The sequence below is a fragment of the Saliniradius amylolyticus genome (assembly GCF_003143555.1).
Classification (GTDB): domain Bacteria; phylum Pseudomonadota; class Gammaproteobacteria; order Enterobacterales; family Alteromonadaceae; genus Saliniradius; species Saliniradius amylolyticus.
The window spans coordinates 810,974-835,168 of sequence record NZ_CP029347.1; the positions used below are offsets into that span (position 1 = coordinate 810,974).

A 24,195-nucleotide genomic window follows, 5' to 3' on the forward strand; every position below is an offset into this window, starting at 1 on the left:
ACTGTGACAGGCACATGAACGACTATTGGACAATTAACTCAATACCACAATGCCTGAGATTCATCGCGGTCGTTTCTAAATCCGCCTGTACCAATGTCGACGCTGCCAGCCAGTTGTCGGTAAAGGTCAGCTCAAGGCGCTGCTCTTCAGCCTTAGCTGTAATTTGGGGCAGTACGTTGTCCTGACGCTGAATGTGCAGGGTAGTGGCGATTTGTATTAAGGCTATCAGTCGGTGGACGGATTCTTTGCTGTAGATGACAAATTCCGGTACGTCCTCGCTGCGTACCTTCTTTCGGTGGAAGCGGGCCAGAGTGGCCAATAGCAGCTGTTGCTCCTGATTAAAGCCGGGAAGATCGGTATGGTTAAGAATATAGGCCGAGTGATGTTGCACGCGCCGCGAATTGATTTGCAAGCCCACCTCGTACAGTAAAGCGGCCCAGCCCAATAGCTGGCGTGCTTCATTATCGAGCTGCCAACTCTTCTTGACCTGATCGAACAGCTCAAGACTGGTTTGCAGTGCGCGCCGGGCCTGATCCGTATCCACATCATAACGAATGGCGAGACTCTCGGCGGTGCGTTCGCGAATATCGCCATGGGCCAGTTGTTCTTCCATCTCGTAAATCACACCTTCACGCAAGGCGGCCGACGAAAACTGCAGTGACTGGATGCCCAGACTTTCGAAGATCCCGGTTAGCACACAAAGCCCGGCAGCGATGACCGGCTTGCGGTCTTCTCCGACGCCGGTGAGATTAAGTTGGTCAATATGACCGGCCTGGATACATTGTTGTCGTAATTGGTTCAATTCGTTGAGTGTAAGAGTATCGGGCGGTAAGTCAGGGTTCAATGACTGGGCGGCACTGGTTAACGCTTTTATGGTTCCGGAAGTGCCAATGGCTCTGTCCCAGCCGAGTTTACGGTATTTGTGCTGGATAAACTCCATCTCTTGTTGCACAGCGGTCATGGCTTTATTAAAACGCTTTTCGGTTAGCTTACCCTTGGCAAAATAGCGCTGATTAAAACTGACACAGCCCATTTGAATGCTGCGCATCAGCTGTGGCTGAAAACCGGTGCCAATTATAAACTCGGTGGAGCCGCCGCCGATGTCGATCACCAGATGCTGTCCTTTAGCGTCGGTGGTGTGAGCCACACCTTGATAGATAAGGCGCGCTTCTTCCATGCCAGAAATGATCTCGATAGGGTAGGGAATGACTGACCTGGCGGCCTTAATAAAGTCTCTGGCATTAGTGGCATTGCGCAGGGTGTTAGTGGCAACGATGCGCACCGAGTCGGGGTGAAACCCTTGCAGACTATCGGCCATCTTAGCCAGTGCTGCCAGTCCACGCTCAATGGCCTCGGGCTCCAGAATATTGTCGGCATTTAATCCTTCGGCCAGCCGGACTCGCTCTTTGACCCGATGTAATATCTGAACACTGCCGGCGATCACCCGTGCGATGACCAAATGAAAGCTGTTGGAACCGATATCCAGGGCGGCGACGTGGGTGGCCTCACGACTTTCCACATCCTCGAAGACCCGGCTGAGTTCTGACATTAATCCTGTGACTCTTGCGTTAGCTTTTCCTGATTCTTCAGATAATGGTAGATCTCTACCTGAGAACGCAACTTTTTTCGGTTGCCCCTGGGCTCGTAAGGATTAGTCTGGTGCTCGTCGATGACTCTGGCCTTGGTGGTATCCCGACACTGAATGGTAAAGATATCGATAATACGTTGCGCCAGTCTGGCATCATAGACCGGACACCCCACCTCCACCCGGTTGTCCATATTTCGGGTCATCCAGTCGGCTGAAGAAATAAAGACTTTGCGATCACCGGCATTTTCGAAAATGGCCACCCTGGGGTGTTCCAAAAAACGGTCCACGACACTGGTAATGTAGATGTTATCGCTTAAACCTTTGACTCCCGGTTTTAGGGAGCACATGCCGCGGACTATGGCTCGAACTTCGACGCCAGCCTCACTGGCCCGATAGAGATCGTCGATAAGTGGTATATCCACCAGATTATTGACCTTCAGCCTGATACCAGCTGGCAAACCTGCCCGCGCATTTTGGATTTCCTGGCGGATCAGTAGCTGGATCTTGGTCCTGGCATTGATGGGTGAGACTTGCAGGTGCTGGAATTTGTAACGTCGGTAAGGATACTGAATAAACTCAAACACATTGACCGCTTCCTGAGCCAGCTCCTGATGGCGGGTGAATAAGCTGAAGTCGGTATAAATCTTGGCGGTACTTTCGTTAAAGTTACCGGTACCAAAGTGGGCGTAGTGGATAAGCTCGCCGTTTTCCTCACGGCTGACAACACAGAGCTTAGAGTGAACTTTCAGAGTGGGAATGCCCAGAATCACCTTTATCCCGGCGTCGGTCATGCGCTTCGACCATTCGATGTTGGCCTCTTCATCGAACCGGGCTCGCAGCTCCACCATCACGGTAACTTGCTTGCCGTTGTGAACCGCGTCCATCAGTGAATTAATAATGCGTGATTTATTGGCCACCCGGTAAATGTTCAGTCGGATATGGCGGACGTTCGGATCGAACGCGGCCTGGCGCACCATTTCCGTCATGTGCAGGAAGCGATGGTAGGGGTAGTAAAGCAGAATGTCGCTATGGCGGATGGCGTCAAATACCGTATCGAAATCGGCAAAGGCGCGGGCATTAATCGCTGGCAGCTTTTTGTTTTCCAGATAGTCCCGGCCCGGATTGGGAAAGCCGATAAAGTTCTTAAAGTTTCGATAGGCACCGCCGGCAATAAGGCTGTCGTAGGACGACATTTGCATTTCCTTGCGCAGAAAGCGCAGCATGTCTTTAGGCATATCCGAATCGTGGATTACCCGCACCGGCTCGGAAATCAGCCGTTGCTTCATGCTCTCGGACATCTTTTCCACGTAGCTCTCGTCGATCTCGTCGGTAATGGAATACTCGGCATCCCGAGTCATCTTAAAGGAGTAGGCATCCAGGTGATCAAAATCCACAATGCCCTTAAAGATGGTTTCCAGACAAAGGTCGATAATGTCATCCAGGAGGATAATATACTTGTGCTTGCGGCTTTTCTGCGGCGGCAGCTGGACAAAGCGTGACATGTATTCAGTGGGGACTTCGATGACCGCATACTGAGTTGGCTTGTCGACTTTGTGAATGCCCACTAACAGATAGGTGTCGGTGTCGTTAAGCCTGTCCACCAGATTCACCCGGTTGGTGACGATCACAGGGGCGATATACCGCAGAATCTTATTTTTAAAATAGTCTCTGAGCCAGTGGGCCTGATAGTCGTTGATATCCTCTTTTTGCAAAAGATGGATGTTGTATTTTTTCAGGCGCGTCACGACATCATTATAGATGCGCTCGAAGCTCTTGGTCATCTCAATGACCTTAGCCTGGATCTGATCCATCAGATGCTTGGTTTCTTCGGCCGCCTCGATGTTTTTTTCATTAAGGTGGATGTAAATCTGGCGTTTCACATCAGCCACCCGCACTCGGTAGAACTCGTCCAGGTTGTTAGAGTATATGCCCAGAAAGCGGATACGTTCGACAATAGGGTTGCGCTTGTCGGCGGCCTCTTGCAGCACGCGCTCGTTAAAGGCCAGCCAACTGAGTTCTTTGGGGTAATAGGGGCCAGTTTTTAAGGTCATCCAATACATCGTTGCTTCATCAATTTGGCTCGGAGTCTAGCTGACTGACACTACTGTATTATGACTGAAATATGACAGTCGGTCTGTGGACGTATCTACGGCTTACCCTGCCACTGCACATCGACCATTAAGTCGTTGGCCAGGTTTTCTACTGCTTCTTGCAGCTCTTCGACTTGGATGTTGTCCGCCACCGCCAGTTCGAAGCGAGCACGGAACAGATCGCTGCCCCAGTTGGGAGCCGACTCACACAGACTCTCAAAGCGCAATATATTGATGTCAAACTGCTGTAAGGCGCCGGTAATCTGCTGAACGATGCCCGGTCTGTCATTGCCGGTAACTTCCAGTTCAACATGGTGACTGGTGGACGGATGAGGTACTTCTGCTTCCACCAGTTTAATGTTTAGTTCGGGCATCTGATCGAGCTCGGTAACCAGACTATCCAGTTGCTCGGCGGGCAGGCGGACTTCCACAAAACCGGTAAAATGACCGCCCATATGAGCAAAATTACTGGCCAGCCAGTTACCCTGATGACGCTGCACAACACTGGCTATGGTTTGCACGATGCCGGGTTTGTCCTGACCCAACATGGTAAGAATCACGGTTTTCATGGTTAACCTCTTAAGGAATAAGGTTGGGGTTTTTCCTTCACTATAATGCAGGATTGGTACTAGCGCGAAATACTATCGTTATTTCAACCGCTTAGTTTGCCTATGAATTCCCAGCGGGGTCAGTACAATGACAGTAGTTTTTTTGCAGTGGAGCCGATGTGTCCAGGCTAAGCCTTTTTTCAAGCTCACATAACATCAGGCGGCAGCGACGGGATCGTTTGGCCCGGCGTGTTATCGCGGCGGGTGGTTGGATGGTGCTGGTGACCCTGGGCCTGTTAATCTGGCACCTTGTGTATGTGGTGTGGCCGCTGCTTTACTCCCCCTCGGTGCAGATGCAGCAGCAATGGCCGCTACCCACACAGGCGAAAGTGCTGTTGCCCGGAGCTCAGGCAAATAACCAACCTGCCTTATTACTCAATGAAGACTGCCAGCTGTCATTGGCTGACCCACAAACCTGGCACACTCAGGCGCAGTTTCCGCTGCCGTGTTCGACTCGAGTGAAAGCAAGAGAGTACCTCGGCAGCCGCTATGTGTTTGAACTCAGTGGCGAAGGGGTACTGCGTATTATGCAGTTACGTCGCCGCGGCCAGGACTGGCAAAAGCAGCAGCGTGCGTCGTTTTATGCCCCCCACCAGGACATTGGGGGAAAAGACTGGCAGGTGGCCTTATCCGAACACTGGTATGGGCTGGCAGTAAAAACGGACAAGCACTGGGCGGTGAAGTGGGTGTCGCGCCATAATCCTTTGCAGAGTCATACTCAAAACCTGCCGGTGTCTGGAAAACTGACCTTGTTGCCGTCGCAAAATTTTGCACTGGTGGCCGACGGCAATAAGCTGCACCTGTTTGGAGCGAACCAGCAGAGTTATACATTCGACAAGCCAATTGAGTTTGTGCGGACCTTTGCTGACGATAAAGCTGTCATGCTGGGACTGGAAGGCGGGGAATGGCAGAAATGGTCGTTGGTTAATGAGCAGGGGCAATTCAGGCTGCGCCAAAGCTATGTCAAACACCAACAGCAGACGCTACTCGACTTACAGACCATACCGGGGAAAGATCTACTGATATTGCTGACCGAGCAACGACAGCTGGTGTTGCTTCTCGGCACTACGGGAGAAATATTGCTGCGCCAGTCACTGCCCCAGAATGCGGACAAGGTGTATTCGGTGGGGGATTCGCTGCAGGTATGGGACAGTAAGACGATGCAACGTTGGCAGATTCGGGACGCCGATTCCATTGTCAGTTTTGAGAGCTTGTGGCAGCCGGTATTGTACGATGGCTACGCCCAGGCCGATTATGTGTGGCAATCCACAACCGCCAATGATGAGATTTCGGCCAAATACAGTCTGGTCCCTTTGGTGATCGGTAGTCTTAAGGCGGCGTTGGTGGCGCTTTTAGTGGCGGTGCCACTGGCTTTGGGGGCGGCTGTTTATACCGCCTATTTTGTTCCCCAGCGGCTGCGTAACTGGTTAAAGCCGGGCATCGAAATGCTGGAAGCTATTCCTTCCGTGGTCATTGGTTTTATCGCCGCCATCTGGTTGACGCCGGTGGTGGAAGAATACTTGTTTGGTTTGATGCTGTTTTTGTTGAGTCTGCCATTTGTGATGGTATCGGCGGCCTTAAGTCAGCGCAGTATCGCCAAGTGTTTACCTCCACGTTGGCAGACGGGCTGGGAACTGCTGCTATTGATACCAGTACTGGCACTGTTGTTGTGGTTATGTTTAAGCGCGGGCAATGATTGGCAGCCTGAGGTTTGGAACCAATGGGTGGGCAACTACGCGCAGGACAGCCAATACAGTAGCAAAAATGCCATCGTGATTGCTTTGGCGTTGGGGATTGCCATTGCGCCGAGTATCTATTCGCTGGCTGAGGATGCTATCTATGAAGTGCCGTCTCATCTTCGCCAAGCTTCTCTCGCCCTTGGCGCCACACGCATTCAGACACTGAGTCGGGTGGTGTTGGTCACCGCCTATCCCGGTATATTCTCGGCGGTGATGTTGGGCTTATCGCGCGCTTTTGGTGAAACAATGATTCTACTGATGGTCACCGGTAATACGCCGGTGCCGGACTGGGACTTGTTTAGCGGCATCCGCACTCTGACCGCCAATATCGCCATTGAGCTTCCCGAGTCTAAGGTTGGCAGTATTCATTATCGCATTTTGTTCTTTACCGCCTTGCTGTTGTTTGGCTTTACCTTTTTGGTCAATACACTGGCTGAGTTAATTCGCCGCCATCTGCGGCGGCGTTATCAGAGGGTCTGAGCATGGGAATCCTGAACCGCCAGAAAAACGATTTACCCCTGATGCTCAGCGGCGTGCCGGCGGCGTTATTGCTGATGGTGATTTTATTGATTGCCGGGGTCATACTGGCCTATGGAGTCTCCTATTTCTGGCCCCAGCCTTTGTATGAAGTGCGTTATGAACAAGGTGGTACTACTCAGTCTGTATTTGCCAAGGTGCAATCCCGTGACTATCGCAGTTCAGAGGAGCACAGTCACTGGGTCATGAGTGGTGCCTTGCTGGAGCAGTTTGGTGCCCAGCAGTATATTGTCGAGAGCCGCCGTATTATTGATGCGCGAAGACCACCGGAACTGACCGATATTTTGCTACGTAACGGCAATCGTCTATACGCTAAGCTACTGGCGGGCTATCAGGGGCCGCAGCGCCTGTCAGTGGAGCAGTTACCGGAATTACTAAACAAAGTGTCGGCCCGGGTCCGTCAGGTCGAGGATTTAAAGCAAGACCAGCTGGGACCCATTCACCAGCAGCTCGCTCAGATGGAGCGTCGTGGCGTGGCCCAAGAGGCCCCCGCCCGGCAGAAACTTGCTCAACGTTTTGCCGAGCTTCAGGAGCAGATTCAACGCAAGGAGCGGGCGCTGGCTGAGTTCCGATTAAGTCTGATGGGGGCCGATGGCAGAGAGTTTAGTCTGCCGCTGGCTTCAGTGGATGATTACTGGCTGCTTAACCGCCTGGATGTACTGGATAAGTTTCAGGTCTTTCTGACCCGGCTTTGGCACTTTGTCAGCGAGGGACCGAAGAGCTCAAACGATACCGGAGGCGTCTTCCCGGCCTTGTTCGGTACGGTGGTCATGGTTTTATTGATGACCGTGCTGGTAACGCCACTGGGCGTGATTGCGGCGCTCTATTTGAGTGAGTATGCGCCAGATAACGGACTGACCTCGCTGATCCGCATCGGCGTTAATAATCTGGCGGGCGTACCTTCTATCGTTTATGGTGTGTTTGGCTTGGGCTTCTGGGTGTACATCGTGGGCGGTCAGATCGACGAGTGGCTGTTCAGTGACCACCTGCCCGCGCCGACCTTCGGTGCGCCGGGATTATTCTGGGCCTCGCTGACCATGGCCATGCTGACCTTACCCGTAGTGATTGTTGCCACTGAAGAAGGCCTGCGCCGGGTGCCCAAGTCGCTTCGCCACGGTAGCTTTGCGCTCGGGGCTACCAAGTTTGAAACTATCTGGAATACGGTGCTGCCGATGGCAAGCCCTGGCATTATGACCGGCATGATTCTGGCGATTGCCCGTGGGGCCGGTGAGGTGGCACCGTTGTTACTGGTGGGTGCTGTTAAGTTTGCGCCGAGTTTGCCGGTAGACGGAGAATTTCCCTATCTGCATCTGGACCGACAGTTTATGCATCTTGGAGTATTGATTTACGATGGTGCTTTTCACAGCAATCATTTTGCCCAAAGCGGCTCGATGATGTTTGCGACCTGTTTGCTTTTGCTGTTGATCGTGGTGGTATTAAATGTGGCGGCAATTCTGGTACGGGCGCGACTGAGGGCGCGTTATCAGGCGTTGATAAGGTAAGTGGATGGATAATAGCAAACCCTTGTTTGATTATTTTTCTCTGGTTCAACCGGAGGTGGATCTTGAAGCTTTGTCACCGGAGCAGATCTCCGTGGAGGTCAAGGAGCTTAGCCTCTATTTTGACAATAACCAGGTGTTGGAGCGTATTGGCATGAGTGTGCCGAAACATCAGGTTACTTCCCTGATCGGACCCAGTGGTTCAGGCAAGTCCACATTGCTTAGCTGTTTTAATCGCCTCAATGACCTGGAGCCCGGCTGTAAAGTTGAGGGTGAAGTGATCATTGATGGAAGAAATATCTATGACCGGCGTGAGGATGTTGCGCGCCTCAGACGCCAGGTGGGCATGGTCTTTCAAAAGCCCAACCCGTTTCCAATGTCGGTGTATGAAAATCTGGTTTATGGTCTGAAAATTCGGGGAATCAAAGATCGACGTCAGCTGGATAACGCGGCCGAGAAGGCCCTGAAGGATGTGGCTTTATGGGATGAGGTGAAAGACCGTTTATTCGACTCTGCACTGACCTTGTCTGGCGGCCAGCAGCAGAGACTGGTGATTGCCCGGGCCATTGCGCTGGAGCCAGAGATTCTGTTACTGGACGAGCCAACCTCGGCGCTGGACCCGATTTCCACGCTGACCATCGAAGAGCTGATCAACCAACTAAAATCGAAGTTTACCGTTCTGATTGTGACCCACAATATGCAACAAGCGGCAAGGGTGTCAGACTTCACCGCCTTCTTGCACGAGGGGCGTCTGGTGGAGTACTCCGATACCAACCGTTTGTTCACCCGGCCCAGACAGGAACAAACCGAAGAATACATTACAGGGCGTTACGGCTGATGGATAACATTAAACTCAACACCCACATATCAGGCCGCTTTAACCAGGAGCTGGAGAACCTGCGTAACGCCGTGCTGACTATGGGCGGGGTCGTGGAGCAGCAGCTGTGTGATGCGGTGGTTGCCCTTCGGGATAATAACGCCGGGCTGGCAGAAAAAGTGGTGGTGAACGATCAGACCGTCAACGCCATGGAAGTGCAGATTGACGAAGAGTGCTTGCGTATCATCGCCAAGCGCCATCCGGCCGCCAGCGATTTACGCCTGGTAATGACCATTAACAAAGTGACCGCCGATATCGAGCGCATTGGCGATGATGTGGAGAGGATTGCGGGGTTGATCGTTAAGCGAACCTTGCCGGTGTCGGCCGATATCAAAAATGGCATGGTGGCGACCGGCAATCAGGTGATGGAGTTGTTTCGTCAAACTTTGAATGCCTTTGCCCGTATGGATGCGGAGGCAGCACTTGAGATTCATATGCAGGATCAGGACATCGATGAGCGCTACAAGCAACTGTTGATGCAGGCCGTTACCGAGATGCAACAGGAACGGGAGTCGATGCATCAGTGGCTGGAGATCCTGTGGGCCATGCGCTCTCTGGAGCGAGTCGGGGATAGATGTAAGAATATCTGTGAGTATGTGATTTACTTAGTGCAAGGTAAGGATATTCGCCATGCTTCACGTCATGAGATTCGCGACAAGCTCAATGAGTTACGCTAGGATTAGCGAAAATTTTTCAAATTGTCACAAAAGTGTCATATTTAATGTTGTACCATACGCGCCGCGTTGATGGTTGTCACAAAACTGTCATGCAACTGAAATATTGCACTTTACAGTGATAGTGTATGATTCGCTCGAAATAAAAGGGTCAGTATAGTGCCATTTATGTCTAACAGTTCGTTTCTTGACGTATTCGCCAAGTCGCCGCTGAAACCACTTGAGGAGCACATAAATCTTGTGCATAAGTGCAGCCAGGGCTTGTTACCTTTCTTTGAAGCCGTCTTTAAGCAAGATTGGTCAGCCGTAGAAAAAGCTTATGAGAGCATCGCCGATCTGGAGCGCGACGCCGATGATCTGAAACGAGAGCTCAGAGCTAATCTGCCTGCCGGTATCTTTATGCCGGTTCAGCGCCATGATGTGCTGGATTTGCTCAGTCAGCAGGACAAGATCGCCAACCGCTCCCGCGACATCGCCGGACGGGTGTTTGGCCGTGAATTGCCGATTCCGGCTGAGATCAAAGAAACCTTCCTTACCTATTTAAATCGTTGCCTTGACGCGACACGCCAGGCCAAGGTCGTGACCAATGAACTCGATGAGTTGTTGGAAGCGGGTTTCCGCGGTCGTGAGGTTAAGCTGGTGGAAGAGATGATCGCCGAGCTAGACCAGATCGAAGACGATACCGATAAGATGCAGATTAAGCTGCGTCGTGACTTAAGAGCCCTTGAGGCCAATTTAAATCCCATCGACGTGATGTTCCTTTACAGCGTCATCGAATGGATCGGCGATCTTGCCGATATCTCCGAGCGAGTCGGTTCCCGACTGGAATTAATGCTGGCAAGTTAAGGGCACAGTTTTATGGATATTATCAGTACGTACGGCTTTATGCTGGTCGCGACGGCGGCCGTGGTTGGTTTTTTGATGGCCTGGGGGATTGGCGCCAATGACGTGGCCAATGCCATGGGTACCTCTGTGGGGTCAAAAGCCTTAACCATCAAACAGGCGATCCTGATCGCCATGGTCTTTGAATTTGCCGGGGCCTACCTGGCCGGCGGCGAGGTCACCTCCACCATCAGAAAAGGCATTATCGACAGTGCCTTTTTTGTTGACCAACCGGAATTGCTGGTGTTCGGCATGATCTCTGCCTTGTTGGCAGCCGGTATCTGGCTGGTTATCGCCTCCTGGTTGGGCTGGCCTGTGTCCACCACCCACTCTATTATCGGTGCTATTGTTGGTTTTGCTGCCGTTGGCGTCAGCACTGAGGCGGTAGAGTGGGGCAAGGTGATCGGCGTTGTCGGTAGCTGGGTCATCACTCCGGCCATCTCGGGCTTTATTGCCTATCTCATCTTTATGAGTGCACAGAAGCTGATCTTTAATACCGACAATCCGCTGCAGAATGCCAAACGCTATGTGCCACTTTATATGGCCTTTGCCGGCTTTGTAATGTCGCTGGTTACCATTAAGAAGGGCCTTAAGCACGTCGGTATGGAAATGGGCACCGCCGAAGGTTACGCCTGGGCTGTCGGTATCTCAGTATTAGTAGCACTGGTGGGTAGCTACTTTATCCGCGGTTTGAAGACCGACGCTAAGGCCGACAAGAAGATGCATTACGCCAGTGTCGAGCGGGTATTTGCGGTACTGATGATTGTTACCGCCTGCTGTATGGCTTTTGCCCATGGCTCGAACGACGTGGCCAACGCCATTGGTCCTTTGGCTGCCGTGGTATCGGTAGTGCATAACAACGGTGAGATTGCTGCCAAAGCGCAACTCGCCTGGTGGATACTGCCTCTGGGTGGTATCGGCATCGTAGCGGGTCTGGCTATCTTTGGTCATCGCGTGATTAAGACCATTGGTAAGGGCATTACCCATTTGACTCCCAGTCGTGGTTTTGCCGCCGAACTGGCTGCAGCCACAACCGTAGTGGTCGCTTCAGGTACCGGTTTGCCAATCTCCACCACACAAACCCTGGTGGGGGCGGTGTTAGGTGTTGGTATGGCGCGCGGTATCGCTGCTTTGAACCTAAGCGTGGTGCGTAACATTGTGGTTTCGTGGGTAGTCACTCTGCCTGTGGGAGCGGTGTTGTCCATCATGTTCTTCTTTATGCTTAAGGGGATCTTTATCGCCTAAGCTGATAAAGCATCTGGAAACAAAAAAGCCCGGCACCGCCGGGCTTTTTTATGTGTGTCGTGGACTTACGGGAGAGGGTCCAATATATTCGTAAAAATCGATTAAGAAATAGATAATAGTCGGGAATGTGAATATGAAGTGGCCGAACCTCAAGCATCTGTATTATCTGGTGGTGTTGCACGAAGAGCAGCACTTTAACCGGGCGGCCAAACGTTGCTTTGTCAGTCAGTCCACGTTAAGTACTGCCATTCAGAACTTAGAAGAGCACTTTGGTTGCCAGATGCTGGAGCGGGACCATAAGACCTTTATATTTACCCCATTTGGTCATGAGGTGGTTCAGCGAAGTCGGGCCTTATTAAATCAAGCCAGCGATCTGTTGGATTTTGTTCATAGCGCCGGGGACTGGCAGGCCGGCAAACTCAGGTTAGGGGTGATTCCCACGATTGCCCCCTTTATGCTCGAACCTCTGATAAATGAAGTGCAGGATAAGTTGCCCAAGCTGAACCTGCAGATTCAGGAGGACACCACCAGTCACCTGCTGCAGCAACTCAATAACGGCGAATTGGATCTGTTGGTTCTGGCCCTGCCTATGGAGACGCCCGGGTGCAAACAGTTGGTAATCGGTCACGATCCATTCCATTTGGTGGCACACCCGGAAATGTTAGAGCAACTGCCGAGTCCTCTCGATTACTCCCAGTTGCCGGAAAACAGCGTATTTTTATTGCAGCAGGAGCACTGTATGACAGGCCACGCGGTAAGTGCCTGTGGGCTCAGACACAGTGAGCAGGTCAGTGCCCTGGCGGCCAGCAGCTTGTTTACGTTGGTACAACTGGCGAACAGTAAGCTGGGGCTGACCTTCCTGCCCGAACTGGCCCTGAAAAGCGACGTGTTGGCGCATACCCAGTTGGTCTCCTTCCCGGCAGAAGACCGGGCTTTTCGGGAGATTGGCCTGGTCTGGCGCAGTGGTACCACAAGAATGCGTTTATTCCGACGTCTGGCCGAAGTCATTGCACCGTTGATGCCCAAGCCAAAACTTTGAGTCCCAGAACACTTTGTGTTGCGGATAATACTTGCATTTATACGTAAAGCCCCTATTATGCGCAGCCATGAAATATGACAGTTTTATGGCATTTTTATGACATCGTTACGTATAACTATTTTGAGTTTGGTGCTGGTCAGCAGTTTAAGCTTTGCTGACACCGAGCAATGGTGGAATGAATTCAGCGCCAAGACGGCGTATCAGGATTACAGCTTAAACTTCGCCAGTGAGCAGAAGACCGATTTAACCGGTGATGGCCTGTTTATGTTGAACGGTAAGTTCAGCGTGTCTCGCTCCGTGGCTGAAGGTTTGGATCTTGGTGTGGAGTTTCGCCACGAGTCGAAAGGGGCTGAGGGTGACTTTAGTAGTGAAGAGTGGCGAGTAGCGCCTTTTGCCAAGAAGAAGCTGTCCATAAATGGCGTTAAGACGGCTTGGCGTCTGAAGCTGGAAAACCGCTGGAAGAATGACGACTACGGCTTGCGTGCTCGTTTAAGAGGTAAAGTGTCCGAGGTATACGGCGACTACAAAGCCTACGCCAGTTATGAGTACTTCTATAAACTGAGCGACGGAGAAAAAGACAAAAACCGTGTTGCTATAGGCGCCGAGCGGCAGCTGACTCAAGACTGGAAAGGCGACCTTTACCTGTTGCGCGAGTCTGGTTCCAGTGTGGCTTGGGTGATCGGTACCAAGTTTAAATACAAATTTTAATCAGGCCTGACAGGCTAGAATAAAAAAACCGCCCTTAGCCCGGCGGTTTTTTTATGTTTGTTTGTCAGTGAGAAGGTGGTTTGCCGCTGTCATCAGATTGTCAGGGAGCAAAACGTTAGGTTGAAAATTGAACGCTTAGGGACAAATACGACGGTTGTATTAAATTCGGTGCGGTTGATGGAGTTGTGTCAATAAGATTTCAAAAAGTTGTCACGACGTTGTCGTTGTGCTGTCAATAAATCTTGGGATGTTAGTGGTCTTAACACTCCAAGTAACCGAGACAGACTAATGACAAATGAAAACCGAATTAAACCAGCACTTCTTGCGCTATCTGTAGCGTTTGCATTATCAGGCTGTGCCTTGGAAGGCGATGATGGCCTACAGGGGCAACCAGGCCCTCAGGGGGAGCAGGGACCTCAAGGTGACCAGGGACCCGCAGGAGATGATGCGGTTAAAGGGATTACCATGAAGGTGGTCGCCAGAACCATATTAAATCCAGAAGACCCCGAGGGAGCGGCGGAGATTGTACAGTACCATCCCCAGACGTTGACTGCTTATGCTATCAATAGCGCGGCCAGCACTCCGACCATTGCCATGATAGATATGACGACTGTCAGCAATGAGCAAGTCACCAACCCACTGACAGCCGACACCCTTAACTCTACCTCAATGCCACTGGAAACGGAGGTCAATGGCAAAACGCTAGTCGGTGCAAATAGTATTGCGGTGCATGGTGACTGGCTGGTAGTGGCGATGGAAGCCTCCCATGGTGTGCGTGGCGAGGTTTTGTTTTACAACGGCCTGAATGAAGGCAGTCCGGATTATGTGGGGGCGATTGAAGCGGGCTTCTTACCCGACATGGTGACGTTTACACCGGATGGGAGCAAGGTCATTGTCGCCAATGAGGGTGAGCCTAATGGGGATTTTAGTGAGGACCCTGAAGGTTCGGTGACCGTTATTGAATTAGTCGGCAGCGACCTCAGTGCTGCCAGTGTGACGGAGCTGGGTTTTCAGGCCTTCAACGATCAAAAAGAAGCGCTCAGTGCTATGGGCATGCATTTTCCAACGCCCAATGGCCGCACTATCAATGGAAATACCGTGGATAGTAGTGTCGCTCAGGACCTTGAGCCCGAATACATAACGGCAACCAACGATATGGCTTATGTGACCTTGCAGGAAAACAACGGCCTTGCGATGATCAACCTCAATGACCTGTCGATACGCATTCAAGGCCTTGGCTTTAAGGATTGGTCGCGACTACAGATAGATGCGATGGAAGACGGTACAGTCAGCTTTGGTCAATACCAAAACTTGTATGGTGTATATATGCCAGACAGCATCGCCAGTTATCAATGGAAAGGCGCTGATTTTTTGGTAACGGCCAACGAGGGCGATGCGCGTGAATATTTCTTTGAGGTGGCTGATGAAGCTGAGTGCATCACGGCAGGCGGTGTTGATTACGATGAAGATGATGGTTGTCTGAGCTACACCGATGAGGTGAAAGTTGAAGACTTAATTTTCGAGCCGGGTGTTGAGATCAGCGCCGATTTGTCTGATTTGAGAGTAACTCAGGCCTTGGGAGATGCCGATGGAAACGGAGAGTACAGTGCCGCTTATGCCTATGGAGCACGATCCTTTACCATCTGGGATACGAACGGTCTGGTGGTATTCGACTCAGGCGATGATATTGAACGGATTACGGCATCCGTGCATGGCGATGCCTTTAATAACAACGACGATGAAAACGAGGGGGATTCCCGCTCAGAGAATAAAGGTGCAGAACCAGAAGCACTGACACTGGGGATGGTGGGTGAGAGAACCTACGCCTTTGTTGGGCTTGAGCGCATGGGGGGCATTATGATTTATGACATTACGAACCCCTACGATGCTCAATTCGTCGACTACCTGATTAACCGGGATCTTACAGAAGGGTTGGAGCCCGGTGATGGTATCGGTGATTTGGCTCCTGAGGGCATGAAGTTCGTGCCTGCTGAGGAGAGTGCTTCGGGCCAACCACTACTGATCGTGGGTAATGAGGTCAGTGGCTCGGTAACGGTTTGGCAAGTGGAGCAATACTGACTGAGCGCCAAACGCACTTGTGTACATAAAAAAACCGCCGGTACCGGCGGTTTTTTTATGTCCTGATCGCGTGCCGCCATGACACTCAACCCGAACAAGGTTAGAATTTGCAGAATAATCCTTATAGAGAGCGCATATATGACCGATTCTGTGGTGATCAGCGGCAGTGGCCTGTGGACCCCGGCCGAGAGTATCAGTAATGAGGAGCTGGTCGCGGTATACAACCAGTGGGCCGAGCAGTTTAATCAACAGCATCAGCAAGCCATCGAAGCCGGCGAAATAGACGCGAAACCTTTTTCCAGTGCCGAGTTTATCGAGAAGGCCTCCGGTATCAAGAGCCGCTATGTGTATGAAAAATCGGGCATTCTGGATATCGATCGTATGAAGCCTAAAATGCCGGAGCGCCCCGAGAGTGCCCGCTCTGAGCAGGCCGAGATTGCTATTGATGCGGCCCAAAAAGCCTTAGCTGCGGCGGGCCGAAGCGCCTCGGAGGTGGATGCGGTGATTGTTTCTTGTGCCTACACTCAGCGAGCTTATCCGGCGATTGCCATCGAGGTTCAGGATGCCCTGGGCATTCAGGGCTTTGGGTTTGATATGCTGGTGGCCTGTTCGGCGGCGACCTTCGGTTTGCATCGTGCTTATGAAATGGTCAAGGCGGGCACGGCCAGGTCGGTACTGGTGATCAACCCTGAACTGGTCTCGCCGCAGTTAAACTACTGCGATCGCGACAGCCACTTTATTTTCGGTGATGTGGCTACCGCTATGTTGGTGGAAGACGGGGCACAAGCCACTGGTCCGCATGTGTTTGAGATCCTGGGCACTAAGGCAGTAACCCAGTTTTCTAACAACATTCGCTCTAACTTTGGTTACATGGCCCGAGCCTATGACAGCGACCCTTACGGGGCCGATAAGTTGTTCCATCAAAACGGTCGTAAGGTGTTTAAGGAAGTCTGCCCTATGGCAGCGGATCACTTGCAGCAGCATCTGGCCGATTGTGGCTACGACACCACGGATGTTCGCCGCTGGTGGTTGCATCAGGCCAATATCAATATGAATCTACTGATCGCGAAAAAGCTACTGGGCCGGGACGCCAGCGAAGATGAGGCGCCTATCGTACTGGACAGGTTCGCCAATACTGCCTCAGCCGGTTCCATGATCGCCTTCAACCTGCATCATCAGGATATGCAAAGTGGTGAGCTTGGCGTGCTGTGTTCCTTCGGAGCGGGTTACTCAATTGGTAGTCTGGTGTTGAAGAAACGCTAAGTCGTCAAACAGAGCAGGAAACGGGGCTGGATTAACGCGCCCCGCTTCCCAAACGCTTAGTCTTGCTGTTGCTTCATCTCTAAACGCTTCTTGTGCAGCACCGGTTCGGTATAGCCCGATGGTTGGGTCTTACCGTTGAAGATCAGTTCACTGGCAGCCTGAAATGCAATGCTCTTCTCTGGCTCTGGCAGCATGGCAATGTACTCGGGATCACCGCTATTTTGCTTATCCACCAACGCCGCCATCCGTTTTAAAGTTTCTTCTACCTGCGACTGACTGACGATGCCGTGATGCAGCCAGTTGGCAATATGCTGACTGGAAATACGTAAGGTGGCTCTGTCTTCCATCAGGCCCACATCGTGAATATCTGGCACCTTGGAGCATCCGACTCCCTGATGCACCCAGCGTACTACGTAACCCAGAATGCCCTGCACATTGTTATCCAACTCCTGCTGAACCTCATCGGCGCTGAGAGTGTCTGGCTGTTCCAGCAGCGGAATTTGCAGCAAGGTGTCTCGCAGGCCTTGGGCATCGGGAAGGTGTTTTTGAACCTCGAACACATCCACCTGATGATAGTGCAGCGCATGCAGAGTCGCGGCAGTCGGTGAGGGTACCCAGGCGGTATTGGCTCCGGCTTTGGGGTGACCTATTTTCGCTTCCATCATCTCCGCCATCTTATCCGGCATGGGCCACATGCCCTTACCGATCTGAGCCTTACCGGACAGGCCCGATTTTAATCCGATCAAGACATTGGCTTGCTCGTAGGCCTGGATCCAGGGGCGCTGCTTGAGCTCACCTTTGCGGGCAAAAGGCCCGGCGAGCATACTGGTATGGATCTCGTCACCGGTGCGATCCAAAAAGCCGGTATTGATGAATATGACCCGCTCCCTGGCTGCCTCAATACAAGCCTTAAGGTTCAGGCTGGTGCGACGCTCCTCGTCCATAATGCCCATTTTCAGTGTATTGGCAGGCAGGTCCACCAACTGTTCTACACGGGCAAACAGGGTGTTGGTAAAGGCCACTTCTTCCGGTCCGTGCATCTTAGGCTTAACGATATAGACACTGCCGGTTCGGCTGTTGCCGAACTGACCCTGATTCATAATATCCAGCTTGGCAATAAGGCTGGTGATCACTCCGTCCATCAGGCCTTCAAAGACGGGCTCGCCATCCAAAGTGATGGCCGGATTGCGCATAAGGTGGCCCACATTGCGAATCAGCATCAGGCTGCGACCTGGCAGGCTCAGGCCTTTTCCATCCGGAGTTTGATAGTCACGGTCCGGATTTAGGCGCCGCGTGAGGGTGTTGCCGTCTTTTTGCATTTTAATGCTCAGATCACCCATCACCAACCCAAGCCAGTTTTGATACACCAGGGTCTTGTCTTCGCCGTCGACGGCGGCCACCGAGTCCTCACAATCCATAATGGTGGTCAGCGCTGACTCCATCAGGATATCGCTGACATGAGCGGGGTCGGTCCTACCCACAGGGTGGCTGGCATTGATTTGAATCTCGGCGTGCAGGCCATTGTGCTGCAGTAAAACGGCATCGGGTTGGCTGGCATCCCCCTTGAATCCCACAAACTGGCCGGGGGAAGCCAGGGTTGTCACATCACCGTTTTCCAGGCTCACGCTGAGTTGACCGTTATCGATGCGATAACCGGTGACCTGGCGGTGCTGGCCCTGCGTAAGAGGGGCAATCTTATCCAGCCAGTCCTTGGCCCAGGTGACCACCTTCTGCCCTCGCACCGGGTTATATTGGCTTCCTTTCTCGGCACCATCTGTTTCGGGGAGCACGTCGGTACCATAGGCGGCATCGTACAGGCTGCCCCAGCGTGCATTGGCAGCATTTAGCGCATAGCGAGCGTTATTGATAGGCACTACCAGTTGGGGACCGGCCAGGCGAGCGATCTCGTCATCCACGTTTTGGGTTTGAATACGAAAGTCGGCAGGCTCAGATTGCAGATAGCCGATGCTTTCTAAAAATGCCTTGTAATCGGAGGCCGCCAGAGTTGGATGCTGGCGATGATAGTCATCGATGTGTTGCTGTAATTGCTCTCGCTTATCCAGTAATGCCTGGTTTTCCGGGCTCAAATCTTTGAGTAAGTGAGCGAAGCCTCGCCAGAATAGCGCCGGGTCCAGGCCGGTTTTAGGCAGGACTTGCTGTTCAAGAAAGTCGCATAGTTGAGGGTGAACGCTGAGTGCGTCGCGTTGCTGATAGGCCGCCATACATTGCTCCTGTAGATCCAGATGCCTCCAGTCTAGCCAGCCCGGTGTTAATTGTTGAGTTTATGCCACCTATCTTCATCATTCATACAAATTATGAGAGTTTTATTACTACTCCAATTCACGGGCGATATCGATGATCAGTCGGCGTAGCCAGATGTGGCCAGCATCGTGCTGAAGCAGGGCGCTCCAGGCCATTTTCAGGGCAATGGGCGGAATATCGAATGGCGGTTCTAAGATGGCCATGTCCGGGTCTTTAGCATAAATCTGTGCCGCACGGCTGGGAAGGGTGGCAATCAGGTTTTGCTCCTTGGCCAGTTGCAGGGCCACATGATAATGGCGGGTAAATACCCGGATATGTCGTTTCTTGCCGATCTTACTGAGTTCGAGGTCCACCCAGCCCAGTTTCTGAACTTCGTTGGGATCGATACCCACGCCCACACCAAAGCCGGTTTTGCTGACCCAAATGTGTTGGCTGTCCAGATAATTCTCTAACGTAAAGGCTTTAAGTACCGGGTTTTCCCTGTTGACCACGCACGAGAAGGTGTCGTACCAGAGAACTTTCTGGTGGAAGGACAGAGGTAGCTCTTCGAATCGATTGATGGCCATGTCTACCTTGCCGTGCTCTACATCGTGGAAGGTCACATCACTGGGGGTGATCACATCTAAGGTGATCCCGGGGGCTTCTTTGTTAAGTTGACGAATCACCTCTAACAGCAGGGTCGATTCGGCATAGTCGCTGGCCATGATGCGAAAAGTACGCGTACTGGTCGCCGGTTCGAAGTCGGTACTGGGCTGAATGACTGACTCCAGGTTGAAAAGAGTATCGCGGATTACTGGCTGTAACTCGAGGGCGCGTTGTGTTGGTGTCATGCCATCGGAGGTGCGAATTAATATGGGGTCGTTAAACAGCTCCCGAAGTCGCTTCAGGCCGTTACTCATTGCGGGCTGAGTAATGCTGAGCTGATTGGCGGCCCGCGTGACACTGCGTTCTCTTAGCAACACATCGAAATACACCAACAGGTTCAGGTCTACTTTAGATATATTCATGTAGGTTATGCCCGGAATCTAGTTAATAAATTGGTTGAATCATAGCGTGACTGGCTAATCTTGTCAGCAACAGGTTTTCAATCTGTGCTGCCAAAACACAACAACAAGTGCAGCGATGAGTTAACAGTGTCTGAAAGAGGAAAGAACTATGTCAGCCTACCAACATGCTATTGATACCGCCAGCCAGCTTTGCAATGGTCAACCTACCTGGCAAAACATTAATCCCGAGTTTGTGGCTCGTATGCAGACTCAAAATCGCTTTAAGACCGGGCTGGATATCGCCCGTTATACGGCCTCGGTAATGCGCCGGGATATGACCGAGTATGATGCCAATCCTGCAGCTTACACACAGTCCTTAGGTTGCTGGCATGGCTTTGTGGGTCAGCAGAAACTGCTGTCGATTAAAAAGCATCATGGCACCACCAACAAACGTTACCTGTATCTGTCCGGATGGATGGTGGCGGCCATGCGCTCGGAGTTTGGTCCTCTTCCAGACCAGTCCATGCATGAAAAGACCGCGGTACCGGCGCTTATCGAAGAGCTGTACGGCTTCTTAAAGCAGGCCGATGCCCGCGAGTTGGGCCATTTATTTACGCAGCTGGATGAGGCTCAAGGCCATGGCGACCAGGTGGCGGTGCAGCGCCTGCAAAATGAAATCGACAGTTTTGAAACGCATGTCGTTCCAATTATTGCCGATATTGACGCGGGTTTCGGCAATGAAGAAGCCACTTACCTGCTGGCTAAGAAGATGATCGAAGCCGGGGCCTGCTGCATTCAAATCGAAAACCAGGTGTCCGACGCTAAGCAGTGTGGCCATCAGGACGGTAAAGTCACCGTGCCTCACGAGGACTTCTTAGCTAAGATCAATGCCGTACGTTACGCCTTCTTAGAGCTGGGCGTGGACGATGGGGTGATTGTGGCTCGCACCGATTCTCTGGGCGCAGGCCTGACGCAAAAGATCCCGGTTGCTCAGCAGGCGGGGGATTTAGCCGACCAATACAACGCGTTTCTTGAAACCACTCCGGTGGCATCAGCAGAAGACGTCAGTGATGGTGATATGGTGATCAAGCAAAATGGTGAGCTGAGAAAGCCCGTGCGTCTGCCCAACGGCTTGTACAAGTTCAAGGCAGGAACGGGTGAGGATCGGGTGGTACTGGATTGCATCACCAGCTTACAAAATGGTGCCGATCTGTTGTGGATAGAGACTGAGAAGCCACACATTGGTCAGATTGCGGGTATGGTCAATCGCATTCGTGATGTGGTGCCGGATGCTAAGCTGGTATACAACAACTCACCATCCTTCAACTGGACACTGAATTTCCGTCAGCAAGTGTTTGATGCCTGGCAGCAGCAAGGTAAGGATATAAGTCAGTACCAACGGCCCGAACTCATGAGCGAAGCTTACGATGGCAGTGAGCTGGCTCAGGAAGCGGACCGTTGGATCCAGAACTTCCAGAAAGACGCGGCCGAGCAGGCGGGGATCTTCCATCATCTGATTACTCTGCCGACCTATCATACGGCGGCGTTGTCTACGGATAATCTGGCCAAAGGCTACTTTGGCGATGAAGGAATGCTGGCCTATGTGGATAAGGTTCAGCGCCAGGAGATTCGCCAACAACTGGCTTGTGTCAAACACCAGGATATGGCTGGCTCCAATCTGGGGGATGATCACAAGGAGTATTTCTCCGGAGAACAGGCACTGAAAGCCGGAGGCGCCAACAACACAATGAATCAGTTTGGCTAAGCTCAGGGTATAAGTGAGTAGAGGAAGGCCGTGGGTGACCACGGCCTTTTTGCGTATAGACAAGGGCTCGCATCAGCAAAGCGGGCAAGCTATGATAGAAACATTGTTGTGTAATAGGTGAGTTTGGTTATGTCGCAGTTGTTGTCATCGGTGGATCAGCGTACCAACCTGGTGGGAGAGAACCGACTGGAGTTGTTGTTATTCCGCCTGGGCAGTCGTCAGCTGTTTGCCATGAATGTGTTTAAGGTACGGGAAGTGATCCGGGTACCCAGCTTAAGCAAAATGCCCGGCTCCCACCCCCATCTTAAAGGTGTAATGGATTTTCGGGGACACTCGGTGCCCATTATCGACTTGCGCAGTGCCATTCGCTTGCCGGGAAAAATGGATCATGAGCACGAAAATGTCATCATCACCGAGTACAACCGCACGGTGCAGGGTTTTTTGATTGGTCAGGTAATGAATATTGTTAACACCTCCTGGTCCGATATTCAGCCGCCCCCGAAAACGTTAGGACGAGGCAGCTACTTGACCGCCATTACCCACACCGAGTTGGAAGGGCAGCGGGAGATCGTCGAGATTATCGACGTGGAGAAAGTTCTGGCCGAGATTGTGGACTATGACGTGGAGTTGCCTCAAGAGGTCTTGGACGACGAAGTCACCGCTCACCTGGCCGGCAAGAAGGTGCTGATTGTGGACGACTCTCCTACCGCCCGTGGCCAGGTTAAGAACACTCTCAGTCAGGTGGGTATTGAGGTGATAGAATGCCAGGATGGTCGCGAGGCCCTGGACTTACTAAAACATTGGGCCGATGAGGGCATCGATATTTATCAGCAGATCCTGATGATGTTTACCGACGCCGAAATGCCGGAAATGGACGGTTACAGTCTGACCGCCTCGGTACGTGATGATGCCCGCATGAAGAATCTGTATGTGGTTCTGAATACGTCGTTGAGTGGCTCATTTAACCAGGCCATGGTGAAAAAGGTGGGCTGCGATGGTTTCATCTCTAAATTCCAGCCTGAGCTTTTAGTGGTGGAGGCGCAAAAGTGCATGCGCCGTATTCTGGAAGGCAAAGCGCCTCACGATGTGACGTGAAAGGCTTCTGGGGCGGAGTTAATGTCTAAAGGCGCCCCAGCAATACTTCGCGGAAGAATCGGGCCAGGTTAATCTTAAACTCTTCGGGGCGCACACACGCCTCGATATCGTCTTGATCCCGGGTCAGATCCAGTATTCGAACGTCCTTATAGTGGCCAGAGCGCACGGAGTAAAAGCTGGCGACCTTGGGCTTTAACGGGTCATCCTTATTGGCTTTTATCACGATGGCCAACTTTTCGCTTTTTAACTTCACCAGTGACCCCACCGGATGCACGCCGATACAACGGATGAACTGTTGCACCAGAGACTGATCCAACTGCCCCTGGCTGGTGGACAGCAAGCGTTTTAAGGCCTGAGTGGCATTCAGGGATTTGCGGTACGGGCGATCGGCGGTAAGGGCGTCGTAGCTGTCGACAATCGCAGCCATGCGGGCATAGACGGAAATCTCATCGCCTTGTTTGCCGTTGGGGTAGCCAGAGCCATCCAGCCTTTCGTGGTGGTTCTGGACCACATCCAGCACGGTGTCACTGGCGTGCTCGGATTGTTCTAACAAATCGACCGCAACATCCACATGGCTTTCTACAATGGTGCGCTCCTGGTCGCTGAGCTTACCGCGTTGGTTCAGAATATCTTCGGGTAGGGTCGCCATACCGGCGTCCATTAACAGCCCAGCCAGGCCCAGCTCGTCGATGGTGGCTTTGTCAAAGCCCATCTGTCGGGCAAACATGGCCATCAAAATGGAGCAGTTCAGCGAATGCTCCATCAGATATTGTTCTCTATCTTTGATCTGGGTGAGCAGGCTAATGGCGTCGGCATTATCGAACACCGAGTCGATAATATCCGCGCTGACCTCGGTTAATTCGCCAATGGGCGGCAGGGCACCTTTCTTGAGCTTTTTAACAAATCGGCTCTGAATGGTCCTGGCCTTATCATACAGTTGGCCGGCCTGCTCAATGGCCGCCATGGGGTCCTCGTTAGCAGGACTGGCTGAGATGGCTTTTGGCGATTCGGTCGTTTGTTCCGACACATTCAATTCCAGCCCCTGTTCCAGAACGCTGCGGGCCAGGTCTACTTCCACTTCTTGCACGCCTTTTTGCCTGAGCTGTTCGAGCAGGCGCTCGGATTTTATCAGGCCTTGGGTCTTGATGGTCAGCTCGCCCGTCTGTCGGGTGACTTGAGTGACAAACATGCCCAGTTGGATGTCATTGATGGAAAATCGCTGCGTGCTCATAAGGTTCAATTATGACAGGAACGGGGAG

At 52.2% G+C, this 24,195-nt stretch carries 18 protein-coding genes; 12 read left to right on the plus strand and 6 right to left on the minus strand.

Annotation, left to right across the window (positions count from 1 at the left end; genetic code table 11):
- Positions 1-22: 22 nt before the first annotated feature.
- The 3 genes from ppx to HMF8227_RS03860 all read right to left on the minus strand — a co-directional run bounded on the left by ppx (position 23) and on the right by HMF8227_RS03860 (position 4,247).
- Positions 23-1,549 carry an exopolyphosphatase gene (gene ppx, locus HMF8227_RS03850; protein WP_109338929.1) on the minus strand — a complete coding sequence of 509 codons (1,527 nt, stop codon included), beginning with the start codon at positions 1,547-1,549 and terminating at the stop codon, positions 23-25.
- Positions 1,549-3,639 (minus strand): polyphosphate kinase 1, encoded by a 2,091-nt coding sequence (gene ppk1, locus HMF8227_RS03855; protein ID WP_109338930.1) that lies wholly within the window; start codon positions 3,637-3,639, stop codon positions 1,549-1,551. Before ppk1 ends, ppx begins: the two co-directional genes overlap by 1 nt.
- A 95-nt stretch (positions 3,640-3,734) precedes the next feature.
- The gene (locus tag HMF8227_RS03860) at positions 3,735-4,247 is read right to left on the minus strand and encodes a glycine cleavage system transcriptional repressor (RefSeq protein ID WP_109338931.1); all 513 of its coding nucleotides are present in this window, start codon (positions 4,245-4,247) and stop codon (positions 3,735-3,737) included.
- Between the two features lie 218 nt (positions 4,248-4,465).
- On the opposite strand from HMF8227_RS03860, the gene HMF8227_RS03865 reads away from it, so the two are divergent.
- From HMF8227_RS03865 to HMF8227_RS03910, 10 genes are all read left to right on the plus strand, one after another.
- Positions 4,466-6,505, plus strand: coding sequence for an ABC transporter permease subunit (locus HMF8227_RS03865; RefSeq protein ID WP_162558491.1), 2,040 nt, complete (start codon positions 4,466-4,468; stop codon positions 6,503-6,505).
- 2 nt (positions 6,506-6,507) lie between these two features.
- Positions 6,508-8,064, plus strand: coding sequence for a phosphate ABC transporter permease PstA (gene pstA / locus HMF8227_RS03870; RefSeq protein ID WP_109338933.1), 1,557 nt, complete (start codon positions 6,508-6,510; stop codon positions 8,062-8,064).
- A gap of 4 nt (positions 8,065-8,068) precedes the next feature.
- Positions 8,069-8,899 (plus strand): phosphate ABC transporter ATP-binding protein PstB, encoded by an 831-nt coding sequence (gene pstB / locus HMF8227_RS03875; protein ID WP_109338934.1) that lies wholly within the window; start codon positions 8,069-8,071, stop codon positions 8,897-8,899.
- Positions 8,899-9,615, plus strand: coding sequence for a phosphate signaling complex protein PhoU (phoU, locus tag HMF8227_RS03880; RefSeq protein ID WP_109338935.1), 717 nt, complete (start codon positions 8,899-8,901; stop codon positions 9,613-9,615). Before pstB ends, phoU begins: the two co-directional genes overlap by 1 nt.
- 165 nt (positions 9,616-9,780) lie before the next feature.
- Entirely contained in the window at positions 9,781-10,458 is a 678-nt protein-coding gene (locus HMF8227_RS03885) for a TIGR00153 family protein (protein WP_109338936.1), read from the plus strand.
- A gap of 12 nt (positions 10,459-10,470) precedes the next feature.
- Positions 10,471-11,739, plus strand: coding sequence for an inorganic phosphate transporter (locus HMF8227_RS03890; protein WP_109338937.1), 1,269 nt, complete (start codon positions 10,471-10,473; stop codon positions 11,737-11,739).
- Positions 11,740-11,872: 133 nt separating this feature from the next.
- A complete protein-coding gene (locus HMF8227_RS03895) occupies positions 11,873-12,778 on the plus strand; it encodes a hydrogen peroxide-inducible genes activator (protein WP_109338938.1) in 906 nt (301 codons plus the stop codon).
- 96 nt (positions 12,779-12,874) lie between these two features.
- Positions 12,875-13,486 carry a DUF2490 domain-containing protein gene (locus HMF8227_RS03900; protein ID WP_109338939.1) on the plus strand — a complete coding sequence of 204 codons (612 nt, stop codon included), beginning with the start codon at positions 12,875-12,877 and terminating at the stop codon, positions 13,484-13,486.
- A gap of 288 nt (positions 13,487-13,774) precedes the next feature.
- The gene (locus tag HMF8227_RS03905; RefSeq protein WP_109338940.1) at positions 13,775-15,565 is read left to right on the plus strand and encodes a choice-of-anchor I family protein; all 1,791 of its coding nucleotides are present in this window, start codon (positions 13,775-13,777) and stop codon (positions 15,563-15,565) included.
- Between the two features lie 138 nt (positions 15,566-15,703).
- Complete coding sequence (locus HMF8227_RS03910; RefSeq protein WP_109338941.1) at positions 15,704-16,828, plus strand: beta-ketoacyl-ACP synthase III; 1,125 nt, start codon at positions 15,704-15,706, stop codon at positions 16,826-16,828.
- Between the two features lie 56 nt (positions 16,829-16,884).
- Here HMF8227_RS03910 and HMF8227_RS03915 read toward each other — a convergent pair whose 3' ends face one another.
- Both HMF8227_RS03915 and HMF8227_RS03920 read right to left on the minus strand, forming a co-directional pair.
- Positions 16,885-19,050, minus strand: coding sequence for a malate synthase G (locus tag HMF8227_RS03915; RefSeq protein WP_109338942.1), 2,166 nt, complete (start codon positions 19,048-19,050; stop codon positions 16,885-16,887).
- A 108-nt stretch (positions 19,051-19,158) separates the two neighbouring features.
- A complete protein-coding gene (locus HMF8227_RS03920) occupies positions 19,159-20,097 on the minus strand; it encodes a LysR family transcriptional regulator (protein WP_109338943.1) in 939 nt (312 codons plus the stop codon).
- A gap of 148 nt (positions 20,098-20,245) precedes the next feature.
- Here HMF8227_RS03920 and HMF8227_RS03925 point away from each other — a divergent pair, with 148 nt between their 5' ends.
- Both HMF8227_RS03925 and HMF8227_RS03930 read left to right on the plus strand, forming a co-directional pair.
- The gene (locus HMF8227_RS03925; RefSeq protein ID WP_109338944.1) at positions 20,246-21,841 is read left to right on the plus strand and encodes an isocitrate lyase; all 1,596 of its coding nucleotides are present in this window, start codon (positions 20,246-20,248) and stop codon (positions 21,839-21,841) included.
- Positions 21,842-21,970: 129 nt separating this feature from the next.
- Positions 21,971-22,936 (plus strand): chemotaxis protein CheV, encoded by a 966-nt coding sequence (locus HMF8227_RS03930; protein WP_109338945.1) that lies wholly within the window; start codon positions 21,971-21,973, stop codon positions 22,934-22,936.
- Positions 22,937-22,961: 25 nt separating this feature from the next.
- Here HMF8227_RS03930 and HMF8227_RS03935 read toward each other — a convergent pair whose 3' ends face one another.
- Positions 22,962-24,167, minus strand: a complete 1,206-nt coding sequence (locus HMF8227_RS03935; RefSeq protein WP_109338946.1) for an HD-GYP domain-containing protein — start codon at positions 24,165-24,167, stop codon at positions 22,962-22,964.
- Positions 24,168-24,195: the final 28 nt, after the last annotated feature.